We start from the raw sequence: 22,419 nt of genomic DNA, 5'->3' as shown, positions 1-22,419 counted from the left end.
GCAAGACTACGACGAGTTGAATCACTATAAACTCAATCAGCGATCGCGTTGTTTTTTTGCTGATAAACTTGTTTAAATACCATTAAAAATCTCAATCAATTGGCGATTCTGCACCAATAACTGGTTCTCCCCTTTTTTCTTTGGCTACTAGTTCTAAATTCAACTCTAAAAGTTTGGCTAAAATATCGTCATTTGTTTTAAAGCCATAGGCTTGCAGGACTAATTTATCTAGTTGTTGGTGTAGTTGATAAAGTTTACTGGCTGGTTCGTGAAAGTATTGGTTATATAGTTGGGTAATACCCCATTGTTTTTGCTCCATTTGTTGGGTGCGATATTCATGGAGTTCGGTCATTTTATCCCGTATTTGCTGCACGACGTTATCCGTATCCGCGAACCGCCGTTCGCCCCTACTATGATTTTGGGGAAAAGGAAAAGTTTCAAAACAGGTTGTATTGGTATATCTTGTATCTCCTTTTAATGTAGAACTTTGAGCTTTAACCCATAAGCGATGAATATGTGAATTAATAATGCCCAAAATATAATAATCATCCGAAGCGATAACCATATTTGCTTCACAGGGCAGAATTGAAATATCTATGGGACTAAAAACTGTGTATTTAGTAACTTTGGGAATAGCAAAGTAGCAAGATAAACCTGTTAGTGCTTTTCTCATTGCTGGTCTAGATCTTTCAAACAACCACCATTTTTCTTTTAATTTTTTATTTTTTTTGTTTTCTCGTTCTATCTTGACTGTATTTTTAACTCTTTCCAAAGGTTTTTTATAGCTAAACGCTTCTTCAATCGACATATTGTTAAAGTCTATGATCCAATCCATTGGTAGATGTAAGTTTACTAAACTCTTTCCATCTATCATGGGTTTTAAAACCTCTGCATTTTTGGATGATTCTTGTGTCCATTGTTGAGCTTCATGTTTTGAAATAATAAACCCTTTGCCAATCAACTTACATCCTTCAAATGAATAATTTTTGTTTGCTTTGATTTTTTTAGCCTTATTTACTGCAATCTCGTTTTTCAAGGATGTAGATATTCTCTCAACTGGTAAATTATCCAAAAATAGTTTTTCGGGTTTTTGTTTAGACCAATTGACAATGCTTACATGAACATTAGCATCACCAGACCAAACTTGAGAGGAAATAGCATCATGGATATAGCTACCATTATCAGTTAAATAATCTAAACTAGCTTCGCGACTTGTATTTTGAGCAATAGAGTTAGTCCCAACCAAACCAGCCCTACCATTCTGTTCCAAATTATCCTCTGCTAATCTAAACCAATAGGTACAAAAATCAGGTTGACCTTTTACATCGAAAAATTGTTTGTATACTTTTTCTGTATATTCTTCACCTAACTCTTGCTTTAATCTTTTCCCACCCAAAAAAGGAGGATTGCCGATGATCGCATCTGCTTTAACCCAAGGAGAAAACAAAGCATCATCACAGACAATATTTTGGTCTAAAGTATCGAGGGGTAATTCTTGTTCGGTTAAACCCAGTTTATCGATCGCAACTTTTTTAGCGATAGTCAAAGTTACTTTGGCTAGTTCCACGGCAAAGGGATTGATATCCATGCCGTAAAACTGTAACGGTGTTACCAAACCCATCTGTACCTGTTGTTTTGAGGTTTCGGAACGACGACGTGAGGCAATTTTATCGAGTAAGTCTTTTTCGATTTCTTTTAACTCTTGATATGCCAAATACAAAAAATTTCCCGAACCACAGGCAGGATCGAAGACGCGGTAGTTTGACAGTTCTAATTGCAAAGCACTTAATTCCGCAATGGAGTTGGCAACTTCGATCTTTTCATCCCAATAATTACTAATAGTAGGACGTACTATTTTCATAATGTCCACCTCGCTAGTAAAGTGGATGCCGTGACGATGGCGTTGCTTGTTGCTGGCTGTGCCTTCAAAAATACTGCCAAAGATGGCGGGGCGAATGGTTGTCCAATCTTCTTTAGCTGCGGTTGCTAGCAGGGTTAATTCTTCTTGGGTTAGTTCAACGTGATGGATGGTGGCAAATAACCCCCCGTTAAAATAATCGACACCTTTGTATCTCCCCGCAGGAATTATCCCAGGGCGATTCATCGCGTCAAATAAACCACCCAAAAGATCGTAAGAACTTTTACCGTTTAGGCATTCATCAACGCAACGAGTAAAAATATTATCGGGCAATAGTCCCCGATCCTCAGCAAACATCGATAATACGCATTGCAAAATCAATCTTCGGGCTACATAATCCTTAAATCCTTCTTTTTTGCCTCTTTGCTCGATGATTTCATATAGTTCGCCCATTTTTCGAGCAGTTTCTTTGGTAATCTCCACCTGATTATTATTGAAGATCGGCGTTTTGTCCTCGATCTCCATAAAGCCAAAAACTGCAACCCGCTTGGGCAAATCTTCTAAAGCCACAATATCCACGGGTTCGTCTACTTGAGAGTTAAAATCATAAATCCAAAACTCATCAAAGTTACACAAAATCACGTATTGCGGACGATCTGGAACTAGTCTCGTCCAATAATTAAACGCTTGACGGTAGTGCTTGGCTAGATCTTCCCCCTTAGTCTTCATTTCGATCAAAACACGGGGTTTCCATACCAAATCTGCAAAACCCGTTTTGCCTTTTTTGCTTCCTTTGGCGATCGCTTTTTCCAATTCTGCCCCCGCTTCGATCGCACCCTCATGCCCAAAAGCTTGAAAGAATCGATCTAAAAACTTCTGTGCCTCACTTCGTTCTTTTCCCGAAATATATTGCTGACAAAAATTGACGAATGCTTGGAGGTTTTGCGATCGACTTGTAACATCAACCAGGCGAGAAGAGACTATCATATATCTAGCTATGTAACTGATATAGATAGTTTTCCTTGGCAAAAAAGAGAAAATATACAGATAAATACTGTATTTCAATTATTAAGTTGAATTTTGACTTCAATACCTGGTATTTTTGCCGATAACTATTACCTAACTTGAGTTTTGCTCAATTTAAGCTCAAAGTAAGCTAGAGTAATCAATTGCCATAAATGGCTTATGGAATAAATGGCAATGGGCAATTAATACATAAAGTTTCTTTAAAATATAGAGCAATATAAACCTTAGCCTTTAAAACACCCATAAAAAAGAGTATCTCTTATAGTGTGAGATACTCTATATAGTTCGTGAAATTTCACCTTATGCTTGAAAATTTCACCTTATGCTTTAATCGACACACCTCAAATATCCAAATCGTCTAAATTTAACTTAGGCGCGTTGGTTTCAATAAACTCCCGTCGGGGGGCAACGCGATCGCCCATCAAGACGGTGAAAATGCGATCAGCTTCTGCTGCATCGTCTATTTCTACCCGCTTCATAGCGCGAGTTTCAGGATTCATAGTAGTGTCCCAAAGCTGTTGGGGCATCATCTCACCTAATCCTTTAAAACGCTGAATGGTATAGTTTGCATTGGCGGGAAATTCATCAATACGCTGTTGTAATTCGCGATCGCTATAGCAATACTGATGATTGCGTCCCCGTTCTAGTTTATACAGAGGAGGACAAGCTATATAAATATAACCTTGGTCTACTAATGCCCGCTGGTAGCGGAAGAAGAAAGTTAAAATTAAAGTCCTGATATGCGCCCCATCAACGTCGGCATCAGTCATAATCACAATGCGATGATAGCGCAATTGAGAAGGGTCAAACTCATCCCCTTTAATACCCAAGCCAAGGGCAGTAATCATCGACTGAATCTCATTATTCTTATAAATTTTACTATCATCAGTCTTTTCAATATTAATGATTTTACCTCTTAGGGGCAAAATTGCCTGAAATCTTCTGTCTCTCCCTTGCTTTGCGCTTCCCCCCGCAGAATCTCCTTCCACGAGAAATATCTCAGATTCTTCAGGATCGCGCGAACTACAGTCAGAGAGTTTCCCAGGTAAAGGAGAAGATTCTAAAACAGATTTCCGTTGGACTAGTTCCCTAGCATGGCGCGCTGCTTCGGCAGCCTTAAAAGACAGTAAAGCTTTTTCAATAATGGAATCGCCAACATTGAGATTAAATTCAAGATAATCTTTGAGAACTTCCCCTACCAGAGAATCCACAATACCGCGAACCTCTGTATTACCAAGCTTAGTTTTAGTTTGTCCTTCAAATTCAGGATCGGGTACTTTCACTGAAACTACCCCAGTCAAGCCTTCTCGGATGTTTTCTCCGCCAAGATTAGACTCATTTTCCTTAATCTTGTTGCGCTTGCGGGCAAAAGTATTCATTGTCCGAGTCAAGACAGTCTTCAACCCTTCTAGGTGAGTACCCCCATCAATCGTACGAATGTTATTAGCAAAACCTAAAAGATTATCGCTATAGGCATCAATACACCACTGCAAAGCAACTTCCACCGTTACGCCTTTTTTCTCTTTGTTGACGTAAATAATGTCTTGGTGCAGGGCATCCTTTTCCCTATTCATGTACTCGACGTATTCTTTAATTCCGCCTTCGTAACAAAATATATCTTGGCGTACTTCTTCCCCTCGATTATCACTAAAAGTAATCTTAATTCCTGCATTAAGATAAGCCAACTCTTTGAGACGCTTGGCTAAAATTTCGTATTCAAAGACAGTTGTCTCAGTAAAGATAGTTTCATCAGGAACAAAATGAACTGAAGTCCCCGTACGCTTAGGATCTTGCTTGTTGGGTTCTGCCGCTAACTGTCCTTGAGGTTTGCCTCTTTCATAGCGTTGAACGTAAACCTTTTTATCTCGCCAAACCGTAACCTCTACTAATTTTGAGAGGGCGTTAACTACGGATACACCCACCCCATGTAAACCACCAGAAACTTTGTAACCACTACCGTCGCCACCAAATTTACCTCCAGCATGAAGAACAGTCATTACCGTTTCTAAGGCTGACTTCCCTGTCTTAGAATGAATGCCCGTAGGAATACCCCGCCCATCGTCAGTTACACTGATTGAACCATCAGGATTTATATCAACTTCTATGTGGGTACAAAAACCAGCAAGAGCCTCATCGATGGAGTTATCCACCACCTCATATACTAAGTGATGCAGTCCTTTCGGCCCTGTCGAACCAATATACATCCCTGGGCGTTTGCGTACTGCTTCTAGACCCTCTAGAACCTGAATTTGATCTGCATCGTAAGTGCTAGCCATGTAGTCTCTCCGAAAAATGCCTTAAAGCTGTGGTTTTTTTATTTTGTGAAAAAATACTCAAAAATTCTAACATAAAAGCTTTCTTGACCACCTTAAAGCTTTCTGTAATGATTTTTAACTATAGATACAATCCTATATTTATTTTATCTGAGTAAGGTTGTGTTTGGGTCGAGAAGCAAAAGCTCAGAAAGTAAAGCAGGTTAATAGGTTGGTAATTATCGATCTGTTTAAATTGATTTTTTATTCAATATGCTTTTATTGTACTGTAAAATACCTTAAGAGTATCGATCTACAGTAGAGTCATAAAGGAGTTTCAACAAAATTAAATGATTCAAACGTATTTGGTTACGGGAACAAATCGAGGTATTGGTCTAGAATATTGTCGCCAATTAAAAGATAGAGGAGATGAAGTGATTGCGGTATGTCGATCGCCTTCTGAAGCATTAAAATCTTTGGGAATAAGAGTGGAAGCAGATCTAGATCTTACTTCCGAATCAGCCATCAAAGATATGGTAGGCAGGTTAGATGGTAAAAAAATTGATGTTTTAATTAACAATGCAGGTATTGTCGAACGAATTAGTTTGGATAGTCTAGATCTTGACAGTATTCGCCGTCAGTTTGAGGTTAATGCGATCGCTCCATTAAATTTTACTACAGCATTATTGCCTAATTTAACTAATGGCTCAAAGGTTATTTTTATGACTAGTCGAATGGGTTCGATTGACGATAATACTTCTGGCGGATCTTATGGTTATAGAATGTCGAAGGTTGCTTTATCCATGGCGGGAAAATCTTTATCTATCGATCTCAAACCCCAGGGAATTGCTGTAGCAATTTTACATCCTGGATTGGTGCAAACGCGCATGACTGATTTTAATAAAGCGGGAATTACCACTGAAACTTCAGTTAAGGGTTTAATAGCGCGTATTGAGGAATTGAATTTGAATAATACTGGAACATTTTGGCACGCTAATGGAGAGATTTTACCTTGGTAAATATCCTATCAACTTTAAGCAATAGATATTAAGTCGAAGACAAATTATCGACGATTAAATTCCTGCGTGTCCCAAAGCAATGCCCGTAAACAACATGCCAAATACCAAAAAGGGTTGCGCGCTAGCTTGATACTTAACGTCATTTTCTAGAGGATTGCGGAGGAAATACATATCTTGAAACACAATTTGAGGAATAACCAACAAGAAAACAATAGTAGCGTAAAGATTCTCGTGAATGGCTACCAAATAACCCGCTATCCCAATTTGGAAAACATCGATCGCAATAACGCAAATCCAAGCAGCAGCAGTCACTCCAAACATTACAGGTAAAGATTTTAAACCCAACGCGCGGTCGCCTTCTACGCTCTTGAAATCATTGACAATAGCAATACCCAATCCTGCAAAACTATAGATCAAGGTAAGAATGATAATCTTCCAACTCAATTCGCCAAATAATGCATGACCAGTCCACCAAGGAAGAGCAATATAACTAGAACCCAGGGCATAAGTACCCAACCAACCATTTTGTTTCAATTTTAATGGTGGTGCAGAATAGATAAAAGCAATAAAAGCCCCTCCTATCGCCAGAACAAGAATGGTAGGAAAATCATGCCCTACTGCTAAATCCAACCCATAAGCTAACGCCCAGCCAGCCAGCAACAAGACCCAAATTTGTACCTTTACTTGGGGTAAAGAAATCGCCCCCGAAGGAATCGGACGATAGGGTTCGTTAATCGCGTCTATTTCGCGGTCATAAAGCTCATTTACCGTCTGAGTATAACCAGTCATCAAAGGTCCTGAAAGCAGCATACAGGCTGCGGATAACAGAAAATTTTCTACCGTCCAGGTATAGTTACCCGAAGATGCTGCACCACAAATTACACCCCAAATTAGAGGAATCCAAGTGATCGGTTTCATCAGTTGCAGCCGTATTTTCCAGATCGAAGTTTCTCCCGTCGCTGCCCCCTTCATGCCTAATAATTGACGGGTTTTCGAGTTACCTGAGTTATCTGCTTTTTCAATGTTAGTTGGAGTATCAGACATGATGATGTTGTATTAAACGTTTTCCCTAAAAACTTATTACTGATTATTTCTGTACGGACAAACGTGGGTTCGCCCCCTAGCTGATTAACTATCCAACAGTTACTTCCAGATAGCCATTTTGAAATTTTGCTCCCGTTACCGAACTACCCCGCCACCCAGGAGGGAGGGTAATATTACGTCTTTGATCTCCCGCTTCGATAGTAATTTCTGGACCATATTGAGTCAGCTTGACTTCTTTTTTATCAAACCCTGGCAAAAACACTTTAATTTTGCGCTCTGCCATCACAAATTCTGTTGGTTTGGGAAGATCGACTTTTCCAGACATAGCAGGTAATCCAGCAATTAAAGCTTGCCAATTACTATCGTCCAAACTGGGCAAACTGGAAACAGTCAAGGGTGCAAAATTAGCAGATATATCGTCTGTACTTTGACCTTGATTGACCAAAACTCCTCCTACTTGTAACCCTATTTGTTGCGCGCTACCCCAAAGATATTTGGCGGTGGCTAGGGCTGTGGGATTGGGAGTAGTGACCAAATAAGCTACTACATTGCCTTGACTCAAAGCTTCTGTACCGTTTTCTAGCATCCGAGTGGCAGGATTATCGGTATTGCTCGTAATATCATTTGCCGTCCAGGTGGTATTTAATACCGCACTAGTAACAGGACCAACAAAAGGGGAAAGAGTTTTAACAATATCCGATTCAGTGAAAATACCGCGAAAACGACGGAAATACCAGCTTAAGATTTCTGGCATCCCAAACATTCTCAGGGGATCTATGCCTCCCGAACCGTCGTAAATAATTGCGTCATATTTATTACTTTGATAGTATTCGCGAATGGCATTAAGCGCTAATGCTACATCCATTCCAGGAATAATGCCCAATTCTTGACCATATACCTGTTTAAGAATTGGCGATCGCAAGTATTGGGCTTCTAGTTGTTTGACTTCCGACCAATTTTTTTCTAGCAATACAGTAGAATTTAGCTGTACTACTGCAAGATTTGTCTCCATCTCTTGGGGATCGCAGGAGGGCTTCATTCCCAATGCCATTCCCCAAGCGGGGCTAGAATCTTGTCCGATTAAAAGAACTTTTTTTCCTGCTGTAGCTAGTTTTTTAGCAGTTGCGATCGCGCTAGTAGTGCGACCTGTACCGCCTTTACCTAAAAAGGTGACGATCGAGGGCATATTTAAAAATTTAGTCTGTTATAAGTTGTTTTTTTATGGATGACTAGTCTACGGGCTTAATTTCATCCTCGAAGAACCAAGTGGCAGAGCGATCGTCAAATTGAACGACTACACCCACACCACTACCATCAGTCATTTTATATTCTTTGATAGTTCCAACCTTGCCCAGCTTGCCAGCTACACTGCCACTAACTCTGTCTTTGATTCTACAAACTTTCACTTTTTGCCCGATTTCCATGTCTAATTTAATTTATTCCAAATTATAATGAGCCATCTCACAGTTTAAAGCAAAACATACCCTCTTTGAAGTCTTGAGCCTTCCCCATCAGATTCAATTTGGCAAGTCTAAGCGTCAAGCATTTAACAAATATAATATTTATTACACAAAGAATTATAATTATGGATTAGCTCGAAAATCATCAACTACGACAAGTTTGATTCGAGCGATATTATTGTTAAAAATCGATGCAATTTATAGATCTCGCAGAAATAGAAGTAGTAGCAGGAAAAGGTGGAGATGGAATGGTAGCATTCCGCAGAGAAAAATATGTCCCCGCTGGTGGTCCGGCTGGGGGGAACGGTGGTTGGGGAGGTTCGGTAATTCTCAAAGCTTCAGACCGCTTACAAACCCTCTTGGATTTTCGCTATGCCAAGATTTTCCAAGCAGAAGATGGTAAAAAAGGAGGTCCTAATAATTGTACTGGGGCAAAGGGCAGCGATCGCGTAATTGAAGTTCCTTGTGGGACTCTTATTACCGATGCAGATACGGGGGAATTAGTCGGCGATCTGACTGCCAACGAAGAAACCCTTTGCGTAGTCAAAGGAGGCAAAGGAGGCTTGGGCAACAAACATTTCTTAAGCAATCGCAACCGCGCCCCAGAACATGCTTTACCAGGCTTAGAAGGGGAAATCAGACGTTTGCGTCTAGAGCTAAAATTAATCGCTGAGGTAGGTATTATTGGCTTACCCAATGCAGGCAAATCTACCCTTATTTCTTCCCTGTCTTCTGCCAAACCAAAAGTCGCAGACTATCCGTTTACCACCCTCGTACCCAATCTGGGAGTGGTACGCAAGCCGACGGGAGACGGTACGGTATTTGCCGACATTCCTGGGTTGATTTCAGGTGCATCGGAGGGCATTGGTTTGGGTCATGATTTCTTACGCCACATCGAACGAACTCGCGTATTACTCCACCTAATTGATGCGACGACAGATAACCCGATCACTGATTATCAGACTATTCAAAACGAATTAGAAGCTTACGGACACGGACTCCCCGAACGCCCACAAATTATTGCTTTCAATAAGATAGATGCAGTAGATGGAGATATTTTAGAACTGATTATTTCAGAATTGCAAGCCATAACCAGCACGCCCATATATGCCGTCTCTGCGGTAACTCGTCAGGGATTGGACAGTATAGTCCAGAAAATTTGGTCGATCTTAGATGCCGAAGAAATTCCTTCTCTCAGTACCTCACTGCCATAGTGCTTTTCTAGCAAAGTAGATTGCCTTTCTGTTAATTAACCCTTAGCTCAATTGAGATTTATGTCTCCAGAAATATTGGTTATCTAAGGAAAAGTTGTTAAGATTTGTACCATGGCAAATTCAAGGTTGAAGAAACTCGGCAACTACCTTCGTCCCCACTGGCGAGTAGTTTTAATCGGTACGATCGCACTGGTGATTGTCAATGGACTAAAAGTATATATTCCCCTGTTGATTCGAGACAGTATCGATAGCTTGCAAGGGGATTTTAGTTTTGAGAGTCTATCTCAATCTGCACTCTGGTTGTTGCTCTTATCCGCAGTAATGTGGGGATTTAGAATGTTGTCGCGGGTATTGATTTTTGGTGCGGGAAGACAAGTTGAATTTAGTCTCAAGCAACGTATCTTTCAGCACCTACTAACTATTGAACCTGGATACTTTTCGGAAAATAGATCGGGAGATTTAATCAACCGCGCGACTAGCGATGTGGATAACATTCGTCGCCTAGTGGGTTTTGCTTTGTTGAGCTTTGTTAACATCATTTTTGCCTATGGGTTTACTCTTCCTGCAATGTTGGATATCAATGTCAAGTTGACCTTGCTGGCGATCGCAGTTTATCCTTTGATGTTGATGACGGTACAGTTGTTTAGTGGGAAGCTACGAAAATATCAAGAAGAGATTCAGGTCAAGCTATCGGACCTCAGCGAGGTAATTCAAGAGGATATGAGTGGTATGGCTCTAATCCGAATCTATGCTCAAGAAAACCAAGAAAGAGAAGCTTTTAAAGTCAAAAATCAGGAGCTATTAACAGCAAATTTGAAACTAGCTAGAACGAGAAATTTACTCTTTCCCATCATTGAAGGAATTTCTTATATTAGTTTATTGATCTTATTATGGTTGGGCACAGCAGCGATCGCATCTGGGACTATTACAGTAGGGGATTTTATTGCCCTAGTCTTGTTTGTCGAAGGATTGGTCTTTCCTACTGCTTTGTTGGGTTTTACCATCACTGCTTATCAACAGGGAGAAGTCAGTATAGATCGAGTGGAAGCCATTACCAAAGCCGAACCTAAAATTAAAAATAATCCCCAGGCAATTGTCTTACCTCCAGAAGATATTCGGGGAGAAATCACCGCACGTAACCTCACTTACACTTATCCTGATGCCCAAACTCCTGCACTATACAATTTAAACTTTACTATCGAGCAAGGGGAAACCGTCGCTATAGTAGGCTCAATTGGCGCGGGAAAATCTACTTTAGCTAATGCTATTCCGCGCTTGCTAAATATTGAAGCAGGAGAACTATTTTTAGATAATCATGATATTACTAAATTGGACATTGGCACTTTAAGAAAAGCGATCGCTTATGTACCCCAAGATAGCTTTTTGTTTAGTACCACGATTGAGAATAACATTCGTTATGGCGAACCATTAGCCCAAACAGACGAGGTAATTCAATCTGCCCAACAAGCTCAAATTCACCCAGAAATTCTTACTTTTCCCCAACAATACGAAACTTTGGTTGGAGAACGAGGTATAACTCTGTCTGGCGGACAGAGACAGCGTACTTCTCTGGCGAGAGCCTTATTGACTGATGCTAAGATTCTAATTCTTGATGATGCTCTTTCGAGTGTAGACAACGAAACCGCCACCAAAATTCTTAATAGTTTATCCCCTACTAGAGCTAAGAAAACTGTAATCTTTATCTCTCATCAATTATCAGCAGCAGCAACTTGCGATCGCATTTTGGTGATGGATGAAGGTAAAATTATTCAAAATGGCACTCACGAATCTTTACTAGAACAGCCAGGATTGTATCTATCTTTGTGGCAACAACATCAACTTAAGGAAGTATTAAATTAATTATTACTGTCCCTATGAGACTGGGATCGCACTTCAACTAATGGGAAAGTATGGTTTTGCTATTGTCTATCATCCCGATTATGTCGCGCCTTTGCCAGACGTTCATCGATTTCCCATGCCCAAGTTTAAAATACTGCGGGATTTATTATTAAAAGATGGGGTAATAGTACCCGAACAGATTTATCAGCCAGAATTGCCAGATTTAGAATTAATTCAATTAGTTCACACTCCCGAATACGTCCAAGCCTACTGTAATGGGACATTGGAATATAAAGCACAACGTCGTATTGGTTTGCCTTGGAGTAAAGCCCTAGCCCATCGGACTCGTATTGCTATTGGAGGGACAATACTTGCTGCCAAATTAGCTTTAAAATATGGCTGTGCTTGCAATACCGCAGGAGGTACGCATCACGCATTTACTAGCTACGGATCGGGATTTTGTATTTTCAACGATTTGGCGATCGCATCCCGGGTGTTGCAGCATCAAGGATTAGCTAAGAAAATTTTAATTGTCGATTGCGATGTCCATCAGGGAGACGGTACAGCTTCGATATTTAAGGATGATGATAGTGTATTTACCTTTTCAATGCACTGCGAAGCGAATTTTCCAGGGAAAAAACAACAAAGCGATCTTGATGTACCTTTACCCATTGGTTTGGATGACGATGGTTACTTGCAAATATTAGCCAGTCATTTATCAGATTTACTAGATCGGGTGCAGCCCGACTTAGTATTGTTTGATGCGGGAGTTGACACCCACGTAAGCGATCGCTTGGGCAAATTATCCCTCACAGATCGAGGTATCTATCGACGAGAAAGAATGGTGTTGAGTACCTGCAAAGCTTGGGGTTATCCAGTTGCTTGTGTCATTGGTGGCGGTTACGGAAAAAATATGTCTGCTTTAGTCTATCGTCACTCCCTACTACATCGTGCAGCCCAAGAAGTTTTTAGCCTGACTGCCTGACACAAGTAGCTGAAAGATAGACAGGGATAGATTGAAAGAAAAAGGGAGAGCAATCGTGGGAAGCTAAAAATAGTCGTTTTTATGCTTCGTAGTCCATGTCAATCTCTACCCCTCTTTATAATCAACTTCTAAGTCTTTTGAGTCGCCCTCGGCAGTTGCTTCAAGTCGGGGAACCCGCCCAACGCACTGCCTCGCAACATAGTCAATATCGAGATTTACGTCATTTGAAAGCATTGGCTTGGATGATTAATGGACTACTGTGGCATTTAAAGAATATAAATTGATGCGAGATTTCGTATTGAAGAGTTATTTCTCGATTCTAAATCTGGAGCGTTTCAGTTAGAAGAATCTAAAATTCGCCAACCCCAAGCTCTCGAACGGTTATATTTAGTGGTAGCTCTGACTCTTTTGTTCGCCACTGCTCATGGTATGGCAGTTCAATTGAACGGACTTCGACAACGAGTCGATCCTCATTGGGAGCGTGGTCTTAGTTATCTTAAGATTGGTATTAGGTGGCTTAAAGGAGTCTTGCATAAAGGTCGTGATTTATTTGCTCCCATACCTCTTTTTTCTCAAAATATCCAACCCTGTTTCGCCTCAAAAAAGAAGCGGAGAGAGTACTATGATGCTATTTGGTTCACCCGAATTTCAGAAGTAAAATGTTCAAATATTTAGCTTCGTTTAAATAAATGTGTCAGGCAGCCAGCTTAACTAGTCTCTTTTCACTTATATTTGATTTAAACTCTCATGCTACAGTATTCGCTTAAATATTCAATTTCTACGGTAATGTGTTCCAAATTAAGGTCGTGACCCAAATGCTTAATTGCATTTTTAATACTTTGTATCGCCTTCCTACTTGTGTTGTCCATAACAACAACATGAGTAGTCAAAACATGATGCTCGCCATCCAAAGACCAAACATGAGTATGGTGAATCGAATCAACTCGATCTAGGGCAATAATAGTTGCTTCTAATTGTTCGAGATTAATATTTTCAGGTACAGCTTGCAAAAATAAGGTTACAGTTTTCCGCAGGTTGGCGATCGCATTGTATAAGATATAAACTGAAATTAAAATTGATAGTATCGGATCTAAAATATATAAATTGCTAAATAACAAAACAATACTAACAATTAAAACTGCTACCCAGCCCAGAACATCTTCCCATAAATGCCAAGCTACAACCTTAGCATTTAATGAACTTTGGTGAGATAGCTTTATCATAGCCGAACCATTAATTATAATGCCTATAATAGCAAAGAAAATCATACCTCTGGCGTTAGTAGGTTCGGGATTAATTATGCGAGGAATAGCTTCTGAAAGAACATATAATGAACCAAATAATAAAATTAAAGTATTGATTAAAGCTGCTAATAAAGATAAGCGTCGATAACCATAAGAAAAAAGATGATTATTAGTTTGATTGGATTTTTTTTCTAAATACCAAGCAAGTCCTAACGAAAAACTATCTCCTAGATCGTGGATTGCATCAGAAGTAATTGCCAAGCTATTTGTCCATAATCCTCCAAAAATTTCTAAAATAGCAAATCCAAAATTCAACAAAAAAGCTGTTTTTATATTTTTGGTTAATTGATGAGAATGAGAATGATTGTGATTATGATTATGATTCATTACTGTTTCCTAAAAGTATATTTATGTTGATTGTACAAATGTTTATACTTTAGATCGATAGAAACTATAATGTCTTGTCAACTAGTATTTTAGCTATCAGCTATTTCCATAAACTTAGATTCTTGATTGGGTTGTAAAATAGTTTGCAAAACAGCTTTATGATAATGCAAAGCAACTTCTTGCCAGCTAAAACGTAAAGCATTATGCTGTGGTGGTTGTTTGAGCCAATTTTGTTCTAGAGCGATTTGTAATGATTCTGCATATATATCAATATCCGTAACATTGCAGGTGATCCCACTATTGCCAATGAGATAGCGACGGACAGAATCATCTGTAGCAACCACTGGTAAACCACAAGCCATAGCTTCAATATAAGCTAGTCCGCGAAAAGCTTCTAAAGATGGAAGAGTAAAAATATCAGCACTGCGATACACCTGGGGCATTTGAGCGTAGGCAAAAGTGTTGATTTGGAAACGATCTTGCCCTAAAAGGCGATCGCCTAACTTTTGAAAATAGTCTCGATCTTCACCCTCTCCGCAAATCAATAAACTAGCCTGAGGCAAGCGAGCAACTGCTCTAATGGCTAGTTCAATTCTAGAATTACTAGCTCTTTGTAAAGGTGCAACACAGAGAATAGTTGGTTTGGGCAAACCAGTAACGATCGCCTTGCCTACGGGAGTAAATTCTGTAGGATTGATACCATGAGGAATAATGCTCAGTGGTTGATGGGGGGCAAAATGCTCCACATATCGAGCAACGGCGGGATTCGGTACGATCAGGCGATCGGGTTTTAAAGTAAGATTATGTCTTAAATACTCACTTTGCTTTGACAGGCTATTATGTTCGGTCAACAAAATCGGAGTACCTCGGATAGCTCGAATGCAACTAGCCACAAACAAACCACCATAACCATTTTGGGGAAAGATTAAATCTGCTGGATGTTTGAGTAAATAACTTATGCAGGGCAAAAAATTAGTTAAGTGTTCGATGGCGATTTCAGGATCTGGAAACCATCTGTGTAACAGGCGATTTAGTAATGGATAACATGCCCAATTAATTACATCATTGCGAGTAATCGATGGGATCGGACGACTAAAAGATCCGCACTCGGCACCGCTAATTAACTCAACCTCAAAATAATTATCCAGACAGCGAGCGAGTTCGATCGCGAAATTTTCGGAATTACCTTGCCAATTTACCCCCGCACTGGGATGAATCAAAATTATTTTATACATTTTCCAACTCCTCTTTTAATATATTTATTGATCTTCAAGTTCCCAGAAGATAAGAGTTATCCAGTCCCCTCATCCTTTCTCATGACTTTTTCCTTCCCGATTTCATTTTCTTGCAACATCCAATGCAAAAGACGATGGGCAGATACTTTAAACTTCTCTTTCACTGCTTGTAACCAAGCGCGGATAGTCTGAATTAAAGAAAGCAAACAAATATAGCGATCGCTTTTTAAATAGTGCAGAGTCATAACTGCCAAACTCACCCGTAAAAATTCTGGGGAAAAACTGATACGGGGAGAATATTCTAAAGCCTGACGACAATAATGATCGGCGATGGCAGTTTTTGGGTCTTGATGGTGTAAAACTTGCCAGGCTAAACTAAGACTGGCATAGGCGTAGCTGCGATTTTTGAGATGGCGTAACTCAATCGAAGCATTTTGATAGGCTTTTTCAATCGTCGCCTGTAAATCTATTTCCCTAGTTAGCCAACTCTCTCTTAGGGTGTCTTGTGGTTGATGGCAATAAACTAAAGTTTCGGCGATCGTCATAAACTGATAGCAACGACTCAGACGAATCCACATATCCCAATCAAAACTGGTTGCTAACTGGGAGTCGAATAATCCCACTTTTTCAAAACAAACCCGACGAATCATCGCCGATGAATAATTAATCTGATTTCGTTCGAGAATTGCCGACTCTACCCATCCTGAAATTTGATTTTTGACGATAATACCAAGGGGTTTGTGGCGATCGTCGACTAATGTGAGCCAGGAATGAATTAAACCTAAAGAAGCATAATTATCTAAATAAAATACCTGTTTTTCTAGTTTGCAAGGATGCCATAAATTGTCTGCCTTCAATAAAGCAATATATTTCCCTCTTGCTTGTTCGATGCTGAGATTTAACCTTTGAATCGGATCTAAATCTTCTTGCAAAAACAATTTTCCCCAAAGATCTTGTTGACGCTTGTACCATTCAAGTAAATTAAGAGCATTACCGTTATGGCAAACCAAAATTTCAAAATCTTGATAAGTTTGTTGCCGAACGCTATTAATCGTCTCTAGCAACAACCTATTTCCTCGATTAGTCAAAATAATAACTGAAACTGTAGGTGATTCAATAGACATCAATAAATCTCCTTCTAGTTTGTCTGTGCATAACACCCCTAATCCTCAAGCATTATGTTGTATCGACTGAGAACAGATCTTGGCTGTAATCTTTAGATATAGGGACAAATTACCGTAAGTTACCCGATCCCAATTGTGATTGATTGCAACATAAGTTTGAGCTTTTTGTGTCATAGTCGTTAAAACCGAAGGTTCGGACAAGGCATATTGCAATTGTTGTTCGAGGGAGTCTAATTTTCCTGATTCAAATAACAAACCTCGATCTTTGCCAATTAGCTCTTGATGAACTGCGCGATCGCTGGCTAAAACAGGAATTTTCTCTCTCATTGCTTGCAATAAAGCTAATGGCAATCCCAGATCCAAGGCATCTGTCGGAGCAACTAACAAACCCGCACCTTTGACAATTTCAGCTAAATGTTTTCCTCTAATTTCATTAGTAAAGATAATATTTTGATTTTGTTTAGCCAAAGCAAGAAGCTCGATCGCATATTGCATGGAATCGCCAATTTCTCCCGCTATCATTAGCTTCCATCCCAATGGTTCTAATTTTTGAAAAGCCTGGAGTAACAGATCGGGTTTATTTTCAGGATTTAGAGTACCTAAATAAAGAATATAGCGTTTTGGTGTTAGTCCCAGAGATTTGCCATAGCTAAATTGTAAATCTGTTTCTGCATAGCTCCCTGGGGCATTGGGTATATAACGGGGGCGAATGTTATATTTTTGTTGGAAGTATTCTCCTAGTGCCTTGGATACCACCACCACTTCATCTGCATTTTCGATCGCTGTGCGCTCGATCCACGGCAATAACCAACGAAAAACCTTACACCGTTTAGCGCGATCGCAATCTAGCTGATGACTGGTTACGACGATTTTTGACTCAGAAAATAATTGAGGAAACCAAGCAAACCAAGCTGCTTTTGTACCGTGGATATGAATGACATCATATTTGCCCAAACTTGCCCAAATAGTACTTAAAGCGGAATTAAGCCAAAAACTAATATGTTTGCGCGGTAAAGATGCCAGGGCAATTATTCTCACTTTATGATAGTAACCAACAGAAAACCAAGGTTGTCGATCGCTTTTTGGTTCGACAAATAAATCTACTTGATGTCCCCGTGCAGCAATGCGAGGATAGAATTCTTGACAGTAGCGTTCGATTTCCCCCTGGTTAGAGGGAATTCCTTTAACGCCAATTACGGCAATTTTCATATTTAACAACACTAGAAGAGAAATTTTAATATTGGTATGGTTGCAATTACTACCGTCTCCATGGTTGCGTTGAGCTAGACGGCGATCTTTGCTTGGAAACTCAAAGTATCAAATAATACTTTAAAGGCTATTTTAGATTGATAAATTAGATAAGAATAGGACTTGGTGGTGAAATTTTTGCTAAGCTGATACATTCCTTACTTTATATATAATAACTACAATTAAAAGAGTTCGATATTATCTTTGGCATGGCTCAAAATTCATCAACACTAACTATCATCGAGCTTTAACTCCGTAAAATTGTTTACGAGAAAATACTGAGATTATTTTCAAGCACGATCGTAACCGCTCAAAATAGAATTGGCAATAAAAAAAATCCAAAATTACGCCAAAATAGATCAGTAAAATCACGTAAGTCTTATAAGGAGGTATTTGTGAGGAAATTATTAATTCTTCATAGGCTTTTGTAGAAGTACCTATGGTTATGAGTTACCATAACAAACTATTCGATTGCCAAAAATCTAGATAGAAAACTCTGACCGCAAACATATATGAATAAAGCTATTTACCGTATTTTGGATGCGAATCTCGATCGCGCCAGAGAAGGACTAAGAATTATTGAAGAATGGTGTCGTTTGGGCTTGAACCACAAGGCATTAGCCGAAGAATGCAAACAAATACGTCAAGAGTTAGCCCAGTGGCATAGTTGGGAATTACGCCAGGCTAGAGATACTCCTGGTGATGTAGGTACGGAGTTATCTCACCCCCAAGAAGAAGCAAGAGAAAGCATCGAACAACTACTACAAGCAAACTTATGTCGATCGCAAGAAGCCTTAAGAGTACTAGAAGAATATAGCAAACTCTACGATCCAGAAATGGCATCTGCTTGCAAACAAATCCGCTATCGCGTCTACACCATTGAAAGTACTCTGTTCAATAGCTATCGCCACCAACTATTGCACAGCGCACCTTTATATCTAGTTACTTCTCCCGAACCAGAAATACTCAAAATAGTCGAGGCTGCCCTTAAAGGGGGTTTGAACCTAGTACAGTATCGGGATAAAGATGGCAAAGATAGCGATCGCTTAGAAATGGCGGATAAACTATGTCAACTCTGCCATCATTATAATGCTCTATTCATCGTCAACGACCGCGTCGACATCGCTCTGGCGGTAGATGCCGATGGAGTACATTTGGGTCAAAATGATGCCCCAGTAGCTTTTGCTAGAGAAATCTTAGGGATGCAGAAAATTGTTGGGCGATCGACTACCAACAAACAAGAACTAAATAAAGCGATCTCTGAAAAAGCTGATTATGTAGGTGTTGGACCTTTTTTTGAAACTCCTACCAAGCCAGGAAAAGCCGCTTTGACTCAGGAATATGTAGATTATGTTAAGGCAAAATGTTCCGTACCTTGGTTTGCCATCGGCGGAATTGACCTTGATAATCTCAATGGAATTCTAACCACAGGCGCACAGAGAGTATCGGTAGTCCGCGCTATCATGCAAGCAGAGCAACCAACCCAAGTCACGCGCCAATTTTTATCTCAATTGGTTAGACGGTAATTACTCTATTAGTCAGCTAGATTTATGTTTAACGCAACCAATAAAATAAGTATACAGGTTAACGGAGAAACCCAAGCTTGCCCAGCAGCTACTCCCTTGCCAGAGTTGCTAACTCAATTACAACTCAATCCTCGTCTAATTGCGGTGGAATACAACGGGGAAATATTACATCGTCAATATTGGAACGATACCACAATGCAGCCAGGCGATCGCTTGGAGATTGTCACCATAGTAGGAGGCGGTTAGATCGTTGACAATTATTAGGCAACAGGTGATGAATTGATAGTCCGTAAGTAATAAGTAATAAGTAATAGAGATTTTAAATAAATAAAAGCAAAGATGAAAATGATTTTTAATAAAAAGTTTTGGATAAAGTCGATACTAGCACTAGGTTTAGTCTGTGTTTTGGTATTGGGTAATGCAAGTACAGCGATGGCTGCACGTACTGGTGGTAGAATTGGTGGCGGTTCGTTCCGCGCACCTTCTCGCAGTTATTCAACTCCTCGTTCTGCCCCTGGCGGTGGTGGTTATGTTTCCCCTGGTTACGGCTATGGCGGTGGCGGTTTTGGCTTTCCCTTCTTGCTTCCCTTTATAGGTTTCGGTGGTGGTGGCGGTTTGTTCTCCATTATTATCTTCATTGCGATCGCCAATTTCTTGATTCGCAGTTTCCGCAGTGCGGGAGTGGGAGAAGAAAGCGTCTATGGCGCAGCTAGTTCCAAGGTTTCTGTTGCGGAAGTACAGGTAGGTTTGTTAGCTAACGCTCGCGAATTGCAGCCAGAATTGAACCGCTTGGCTTTGACTGCCGATACTAGTACTGCTTCGGGTAGAGCAACCGTAGTTCAAGAAGCAACTTTGGCTTTATTACGTCACCCCGAATATTGGGTATATGGCTCGACTAATTCGGTTAAAACAGATATTGATTCGGCTGAAGCTAAGTTCAATCAATTTTCTCTCACAGAACGGAGTAAGTTTACCGAAGAAACCCTGTCTAATGTTGATAGTGTAATTAACAGTGGCGATCGCAAAGCCATCGAACAAGCTTTAAAAGAAGCTTTGAACGAAGAACCCGAAGCAGGAGAAATACAACTCCGAGAAAACGATAATGGAGAATATATTGTAGCTACGGTAATTGTTGGAGCAACAGGCAATCTCAACTTACCCGAAATCAATGATTCTGACAGTATGCGTCAAGCACTGCAACAAATAGGTAGTGTCGGAAGCGATCGCCTTTTAGCAGTCGAAATTCTTTGGACTCCCCAAGGAGATGGCGACACCCTATCCTCTGACGATATTTTGGCGTACTATCCTAATCTAAAGCTGGTTTAGCGACTGATATTTCAAGGTACGTAGCCAACCGCTTAAATAAAAAAACTGCCAAAAAAGTTATGAAAGCTGGTACATTTGATTATGGCTACGTATTAGATTTACGTTAATAAATCCCGAAAATAAATTTAAAATTGTAAAGGAGAGGTTTAATTATGGACTTTCGTGTAATAGTAGTTGTTGCACCTCTAGCGATCGCAGCTAGTTGGGCTATCTTCAATATTGGTTCTGCTGCTGTGGCTCAAATCCAAAAATACTTTAACGAAGAAGCTTAATATAACAAAAAATATAAGATAATTTTGCCGACTGAGGATTTCATCAATCTAAGTCGGTTTTTTAATATCTGGGTTTCATTACGAACTAATGATAAAAAGCGATCGAGATTGACAATATTAGCAATTGAAGATGGTAGTATTTTTGCAACTTAAAAATTCGGCTTCATTAATACTACTAGACAATGAAAATAGCTCTATCTCCTTTGCTCAAGCTCTCTCTTTTTACTGTTGGTTGTTTTTGTTCTACAAGTAAAATTGCGATCGCTCAAGTAACCACTGACGGCACGACAGGAACGACAGTTACTGTTGATGGCAACAACTTTGAAATAAATAACGGAACTACCAACGGCAACAATTTATTTCACAGTTTTCAGGATTTTTCTGTTCCAGGGGGAGGGCAAGCTTTTTTCAATAACGCTCCTGAGATAAGTAATATTCTATCGAGAGTTACGGGAGGAAACATATCCAATATTCAAGGTGCAATTCGAGCCAATGGCAGTGCCAATTTATTTTTAATCAACCCCGCAGGGATTGTATTTGGGGAGAATGCCAGTTTAGATATCGGCGGTTCGTTTTATGGCAGCACCGCAGACAGCATCTTATTTGAAGATGGGGAGTTTAGCGCAGTCAATAATTTAAACACACCTATTCTGACTGTTAACGCGCCCATTGGCTTAAATCTTAGAAATAATCCTAATCCAATTACTAATCGATCCTTCGCTCAAGATATTGATGGAAATTTTGTCGGCTTAGAAGTGCGATCGGGACAAACTATCGGTTTGATTGGCGGAGACGTAAACTTTGAAGCAGGAGAAGCTACTGCTAGAGGAGGAAATATTGAAATAGGAGGCTTATCTGAAGCAGGAACAGTTAGTCTTAATGAAAATGGCAGTCTCAGTTTTCCTGAAAACATAAGCAGAGCAAATCTTTCATTTGATAATGCTGCTGATATTGATGTTCGGGGAACGGGTGGCGGGAATATAACCATTAATGCCAATAATTTACAGCTTACAGACGGAGAGTTTGGCGGTAGTATCCTTCGCGCAGGAATAACGGCTGATTCAACTGCTATTGATGCTCAAGCGGGAGATATTGTAATTAATGCTACTGAGAATATAACTCTTGATAATATCATTATCCTAAATCAAGTTGACTTTGGTGGAGTAGGCAATTCGGGCAATATTACTATTACAACTGGTTCTTTAAATCTCATCAATGGTGGAGATATTAGAGCAAGTACTTTTGGTCAAGGTGATGCAGGTTCAATTAATATTTTGACAAGAGACACTATTAATCTTGATGGAGAAGATAAGCTTAGACGTATTTACATTGCATTAACTAAATCACCTTTATTTTTTAA

General features: G+C 39.8%; 19 protein-coding genes. 10 read left to right on the top strand and 9 right to left on the bottom strand.

The features are described from left to right. Positions 1-91: 91 nt before the first annotated feature. A complete protein-coding gene (locus I4641_RS07520; RefSeq protein WP_229639864.1) occupies positions 92-2,845 on the bottom strand; it encodes a DNA methyltransferase in 2,754 nt (917 codons plus the stop codon). Positions 2,846-3,225: 380 nt separating this feature from the next. Continuing rightward, positions 3,226-5,160 (bottom strand): DNA topoisomerase (ATP-hydrolyzing) subunit B, encoded by a 1,935-nt coding sequence (gene gyrB / locus I4641_RS07515; RefSeq protein WP_229639863.1) that lies wholly within the window; start codon positions 5,158-5,160, stop codon positions 3,226-3,228. A gap of 329 nt (positions 5,161-5,489) precedes the next feature. On the opposite strand from gyrB, the gene I4641_RS07510 reads away from it, so the two are divergent. After that, on the top strand, positions 5,490-6,155 hold the full coding sequence (locus I4641_RS07510; protein ID WP_369426742.1) for an SDR family oxidoreductase: 666 nt from the start codon (positions 5,490-5,492) through the stop codon (positions 6,153-6,155). Between the two features lie 54 nt (positions 6,156-6,209). On the opposite strand, the gene chlG is transcribed toward I4641_RS07510, so the two are convergent. From chlG to petP, 3 genes are all read right to left on the bottom strand, one after another. Then, positions 6,210-7,199, bottom strand: a complete 990-nt coding sequence (gene chlG / locus I4641_RS07505; RefSeq protein ID WP_229639861.1) for a chlorophyll synthase ChlG — start codon at positions 7,197-7,199, stop codon at positions 6,210-6,212. Positions 7,200-7,287: 88 nt separating this feature from the next. Then, positions 7,288-8,385, bottom strand: coding sequence for a Get3/ArsA fold putative tail anchor-mediating ATPase NosAFP (locus I4641_RS07500; protein ID WP_229639860.1), 1,098 nt, complete (start codon positions 8,383-8,385; stop codon positions 7,288-7,290). A 43-nt stretch (positions 8,386-8,428) separates the two neighbouring features. Continuing rightward, the gene (gene petP / locus I4641_RS07495; RefSeq protein WP_229639859.1) at positions 8,429-8,623 is read right to left on the bottom strand and encodes a cytochrome b6f subunit PetP; all 195 of its coding nucleotides are present in this window, start codon (positions 8,621-8,623) and stop codon (positions 8,429-8,431) included. 227 nt (positions 8,624-8,850) lie between these two features. Between petP and obgE the strand changes: the two genes are divergently transcribed. From obgE to I4641_RS07475, 4 genes are all read left to right on the top strand, one after another. Beyond that, the gene (gene obgE / locus I4641_RS07490; protein ID WP_229639858.1) at positions 8,851-9,873 is read left to right on the top strand and encodes a GTPase ObgE; all 1,023 of its coding nucleotides are present in this window, start codon (positions 8,851-8,853) and stop codon (positions 9,871-9,873) included. A gap of 111 nt (positions 9,874-9,984) precedes the next feature. Then, entirely contained in the window at positions 9,985-11,733 is a 1,749-nt protein-coding gene (locus I4641_RS07485; RefSeq protein ID WP_229639857.1) for an ABC transporter ATP-binding protein, read from the top strand. A 40-nt stretch (positions 11,734-11,773) separates the two neighbouring features. Next, on the top strand, positions 11,774-12,697 hold the full coding sequence (locus I4641_RS07480) for a histone deacetylase family protein (RefSeq protein WP_229639856.1): 924 nt from the start codon (positions 11,774-11,776) through the stop codon (positions 12,695-12,697). A gap of 95 nt (positions 12,698-12,792) precedes the next feature. Next, a complete protein-coding gene (locus I4641_RS07475) occupies positions 12,793-12,981 on the top strand; it encodes a hypothetical protein (protein ID WP_229639855.1) in 189 nt (62 codons plus the stop codon). 453 nt (positions 12,982-13,434) lie between these two features. Here I4641_RS07475 and I4641_RS07470 read toward each other — a convergent pair whose 3' ends face one another. The 4 genes from I4641_RS07470 to I4641_RS07455 all read right to left on the bottom strand — a co-directional run bounded on the left by I4641_RS07470 (position 13,435) and on the right by I4641_RS07455 (position 17,896). Continuing rightward, positions 13,435-14,328, bottom strand: a complete 894-nt coding sequence (locus I4641_RS07470; protein WP_229639854.1) for a cation diffusion facilitator family transporter — start codon at positions 14,326-14,328, stop codon at positions 13,435-13,437. 89 nt (positions 14,329-14,417) lie between these two features. Continuing rightward, positions 14,418-15,563 (bottom strand): glycosyltransferase, encoded by a 1,146-nt coding sequence (locus tag I4641_RS07465; protein WP_229639853.1) that lies wholly within the window; start codon positions 15,561-15,563, stop codon positions 14,418-14,420. A 56-nt stretch (positions 15,564-15,619) separates the two neighbouring features. Continuing rightward, positions 15,620-16,687, bottom strand: a complete 1,068-nt coding sequence (locus tag I4641_RS07460) for a glycosyltransferase (RefSeq protein ID WP_229639852.1) — start codon at positions 16,685-16,687, stop codon at positions 15,620-15,622. Positions 16,688-16,732: 45 nt separating this feature from the next. Next, entirely contained in the window at positions 16,733-17,896 is a 1,164-nt protein-coding gene (locus I4641_RS07455) for a glycosyltransferase family 4 protein (RefSeq protein WP_229639851.1), read from the bottom strand. A gap of 551 nt (positions 17,897-18,447) precedes the next feature. Here I4641_RS07455 and I4641_RS07450 point away from each other — a divergent pair. The 5 genes from I4641_RS07450 to I4641_RS07430 form a co-directional block, all read left to right on the top strand. Further along, positions 18,448-19,461 (top strand): thiamine phosphate synthase, encoded by a 1,014-nt coding sequence (locus tag I4641_RS07450; RefSeq protein ID WP_229639850.1) that lies wholly within the window; start codon positions 18,448-18,450, stop codon positions 19,459-19,461. A gap of 24 nt (positions 19,462-19,485) precedes the next feature. Next, the gene (gene thiS / locus I4641_RS07445) at positions 19,486-19,707 is read left to right on the top strand and encodes a sulfur carrier protein ThiS (protein ID WP_229639849.1); all 222 of its coding nucleotides are present in this window, start codon (positions 19,486-19,488) and stop codon (positions 19,705-19,707) included. 99 nt (positions 19,708-19,806) lie between these two features. Next, positions 19,807-20,787: a DUF1517 domain-containing protein gene (locus I4641_RS07440; protein WP_229639848.1), complete on the top strand. Its 981-nt coding sequence runs from the start codon at positions 19,807-19,809 to the stop codon at positions 20,785-20,787. Positions 20,788-20,939: 152 nt separating this feature from the next. Beyond that, complete coding sequence (locus tag I4641_RS07435; RefSeq protein WP_229639847.1) at positions 20,940-21,059, top strand: photosystem II protein Y; 120 nt, start codon at positions 20,940-20,942, stop codon at positions 21,057-21,059. A gap of 182 nt (positions 21,060-21,241) precedes the next feature. Then, positions 21,242-22,419 (top strand): filamentous hemagglutinin N-terminal domain-containing protein (locus I4641_RS07430; protein ID WP_229639846.1); only part of this gene is annotated, 1,178 nt, incomplete at its 3' end.

Source organism: Waterburya agarophytonicola KI4 (assembly GCF_020640915.1).
GTDB lineage: Bacteria > Cyanobacteriota > Cyanobacteriia > Cyanobacteriales > Xenococcaceae > Waterburya > Waterburya agarophytonicola.
This window is presented reverse-complemented; position numbering and strand designations above follow the sequence as displayed.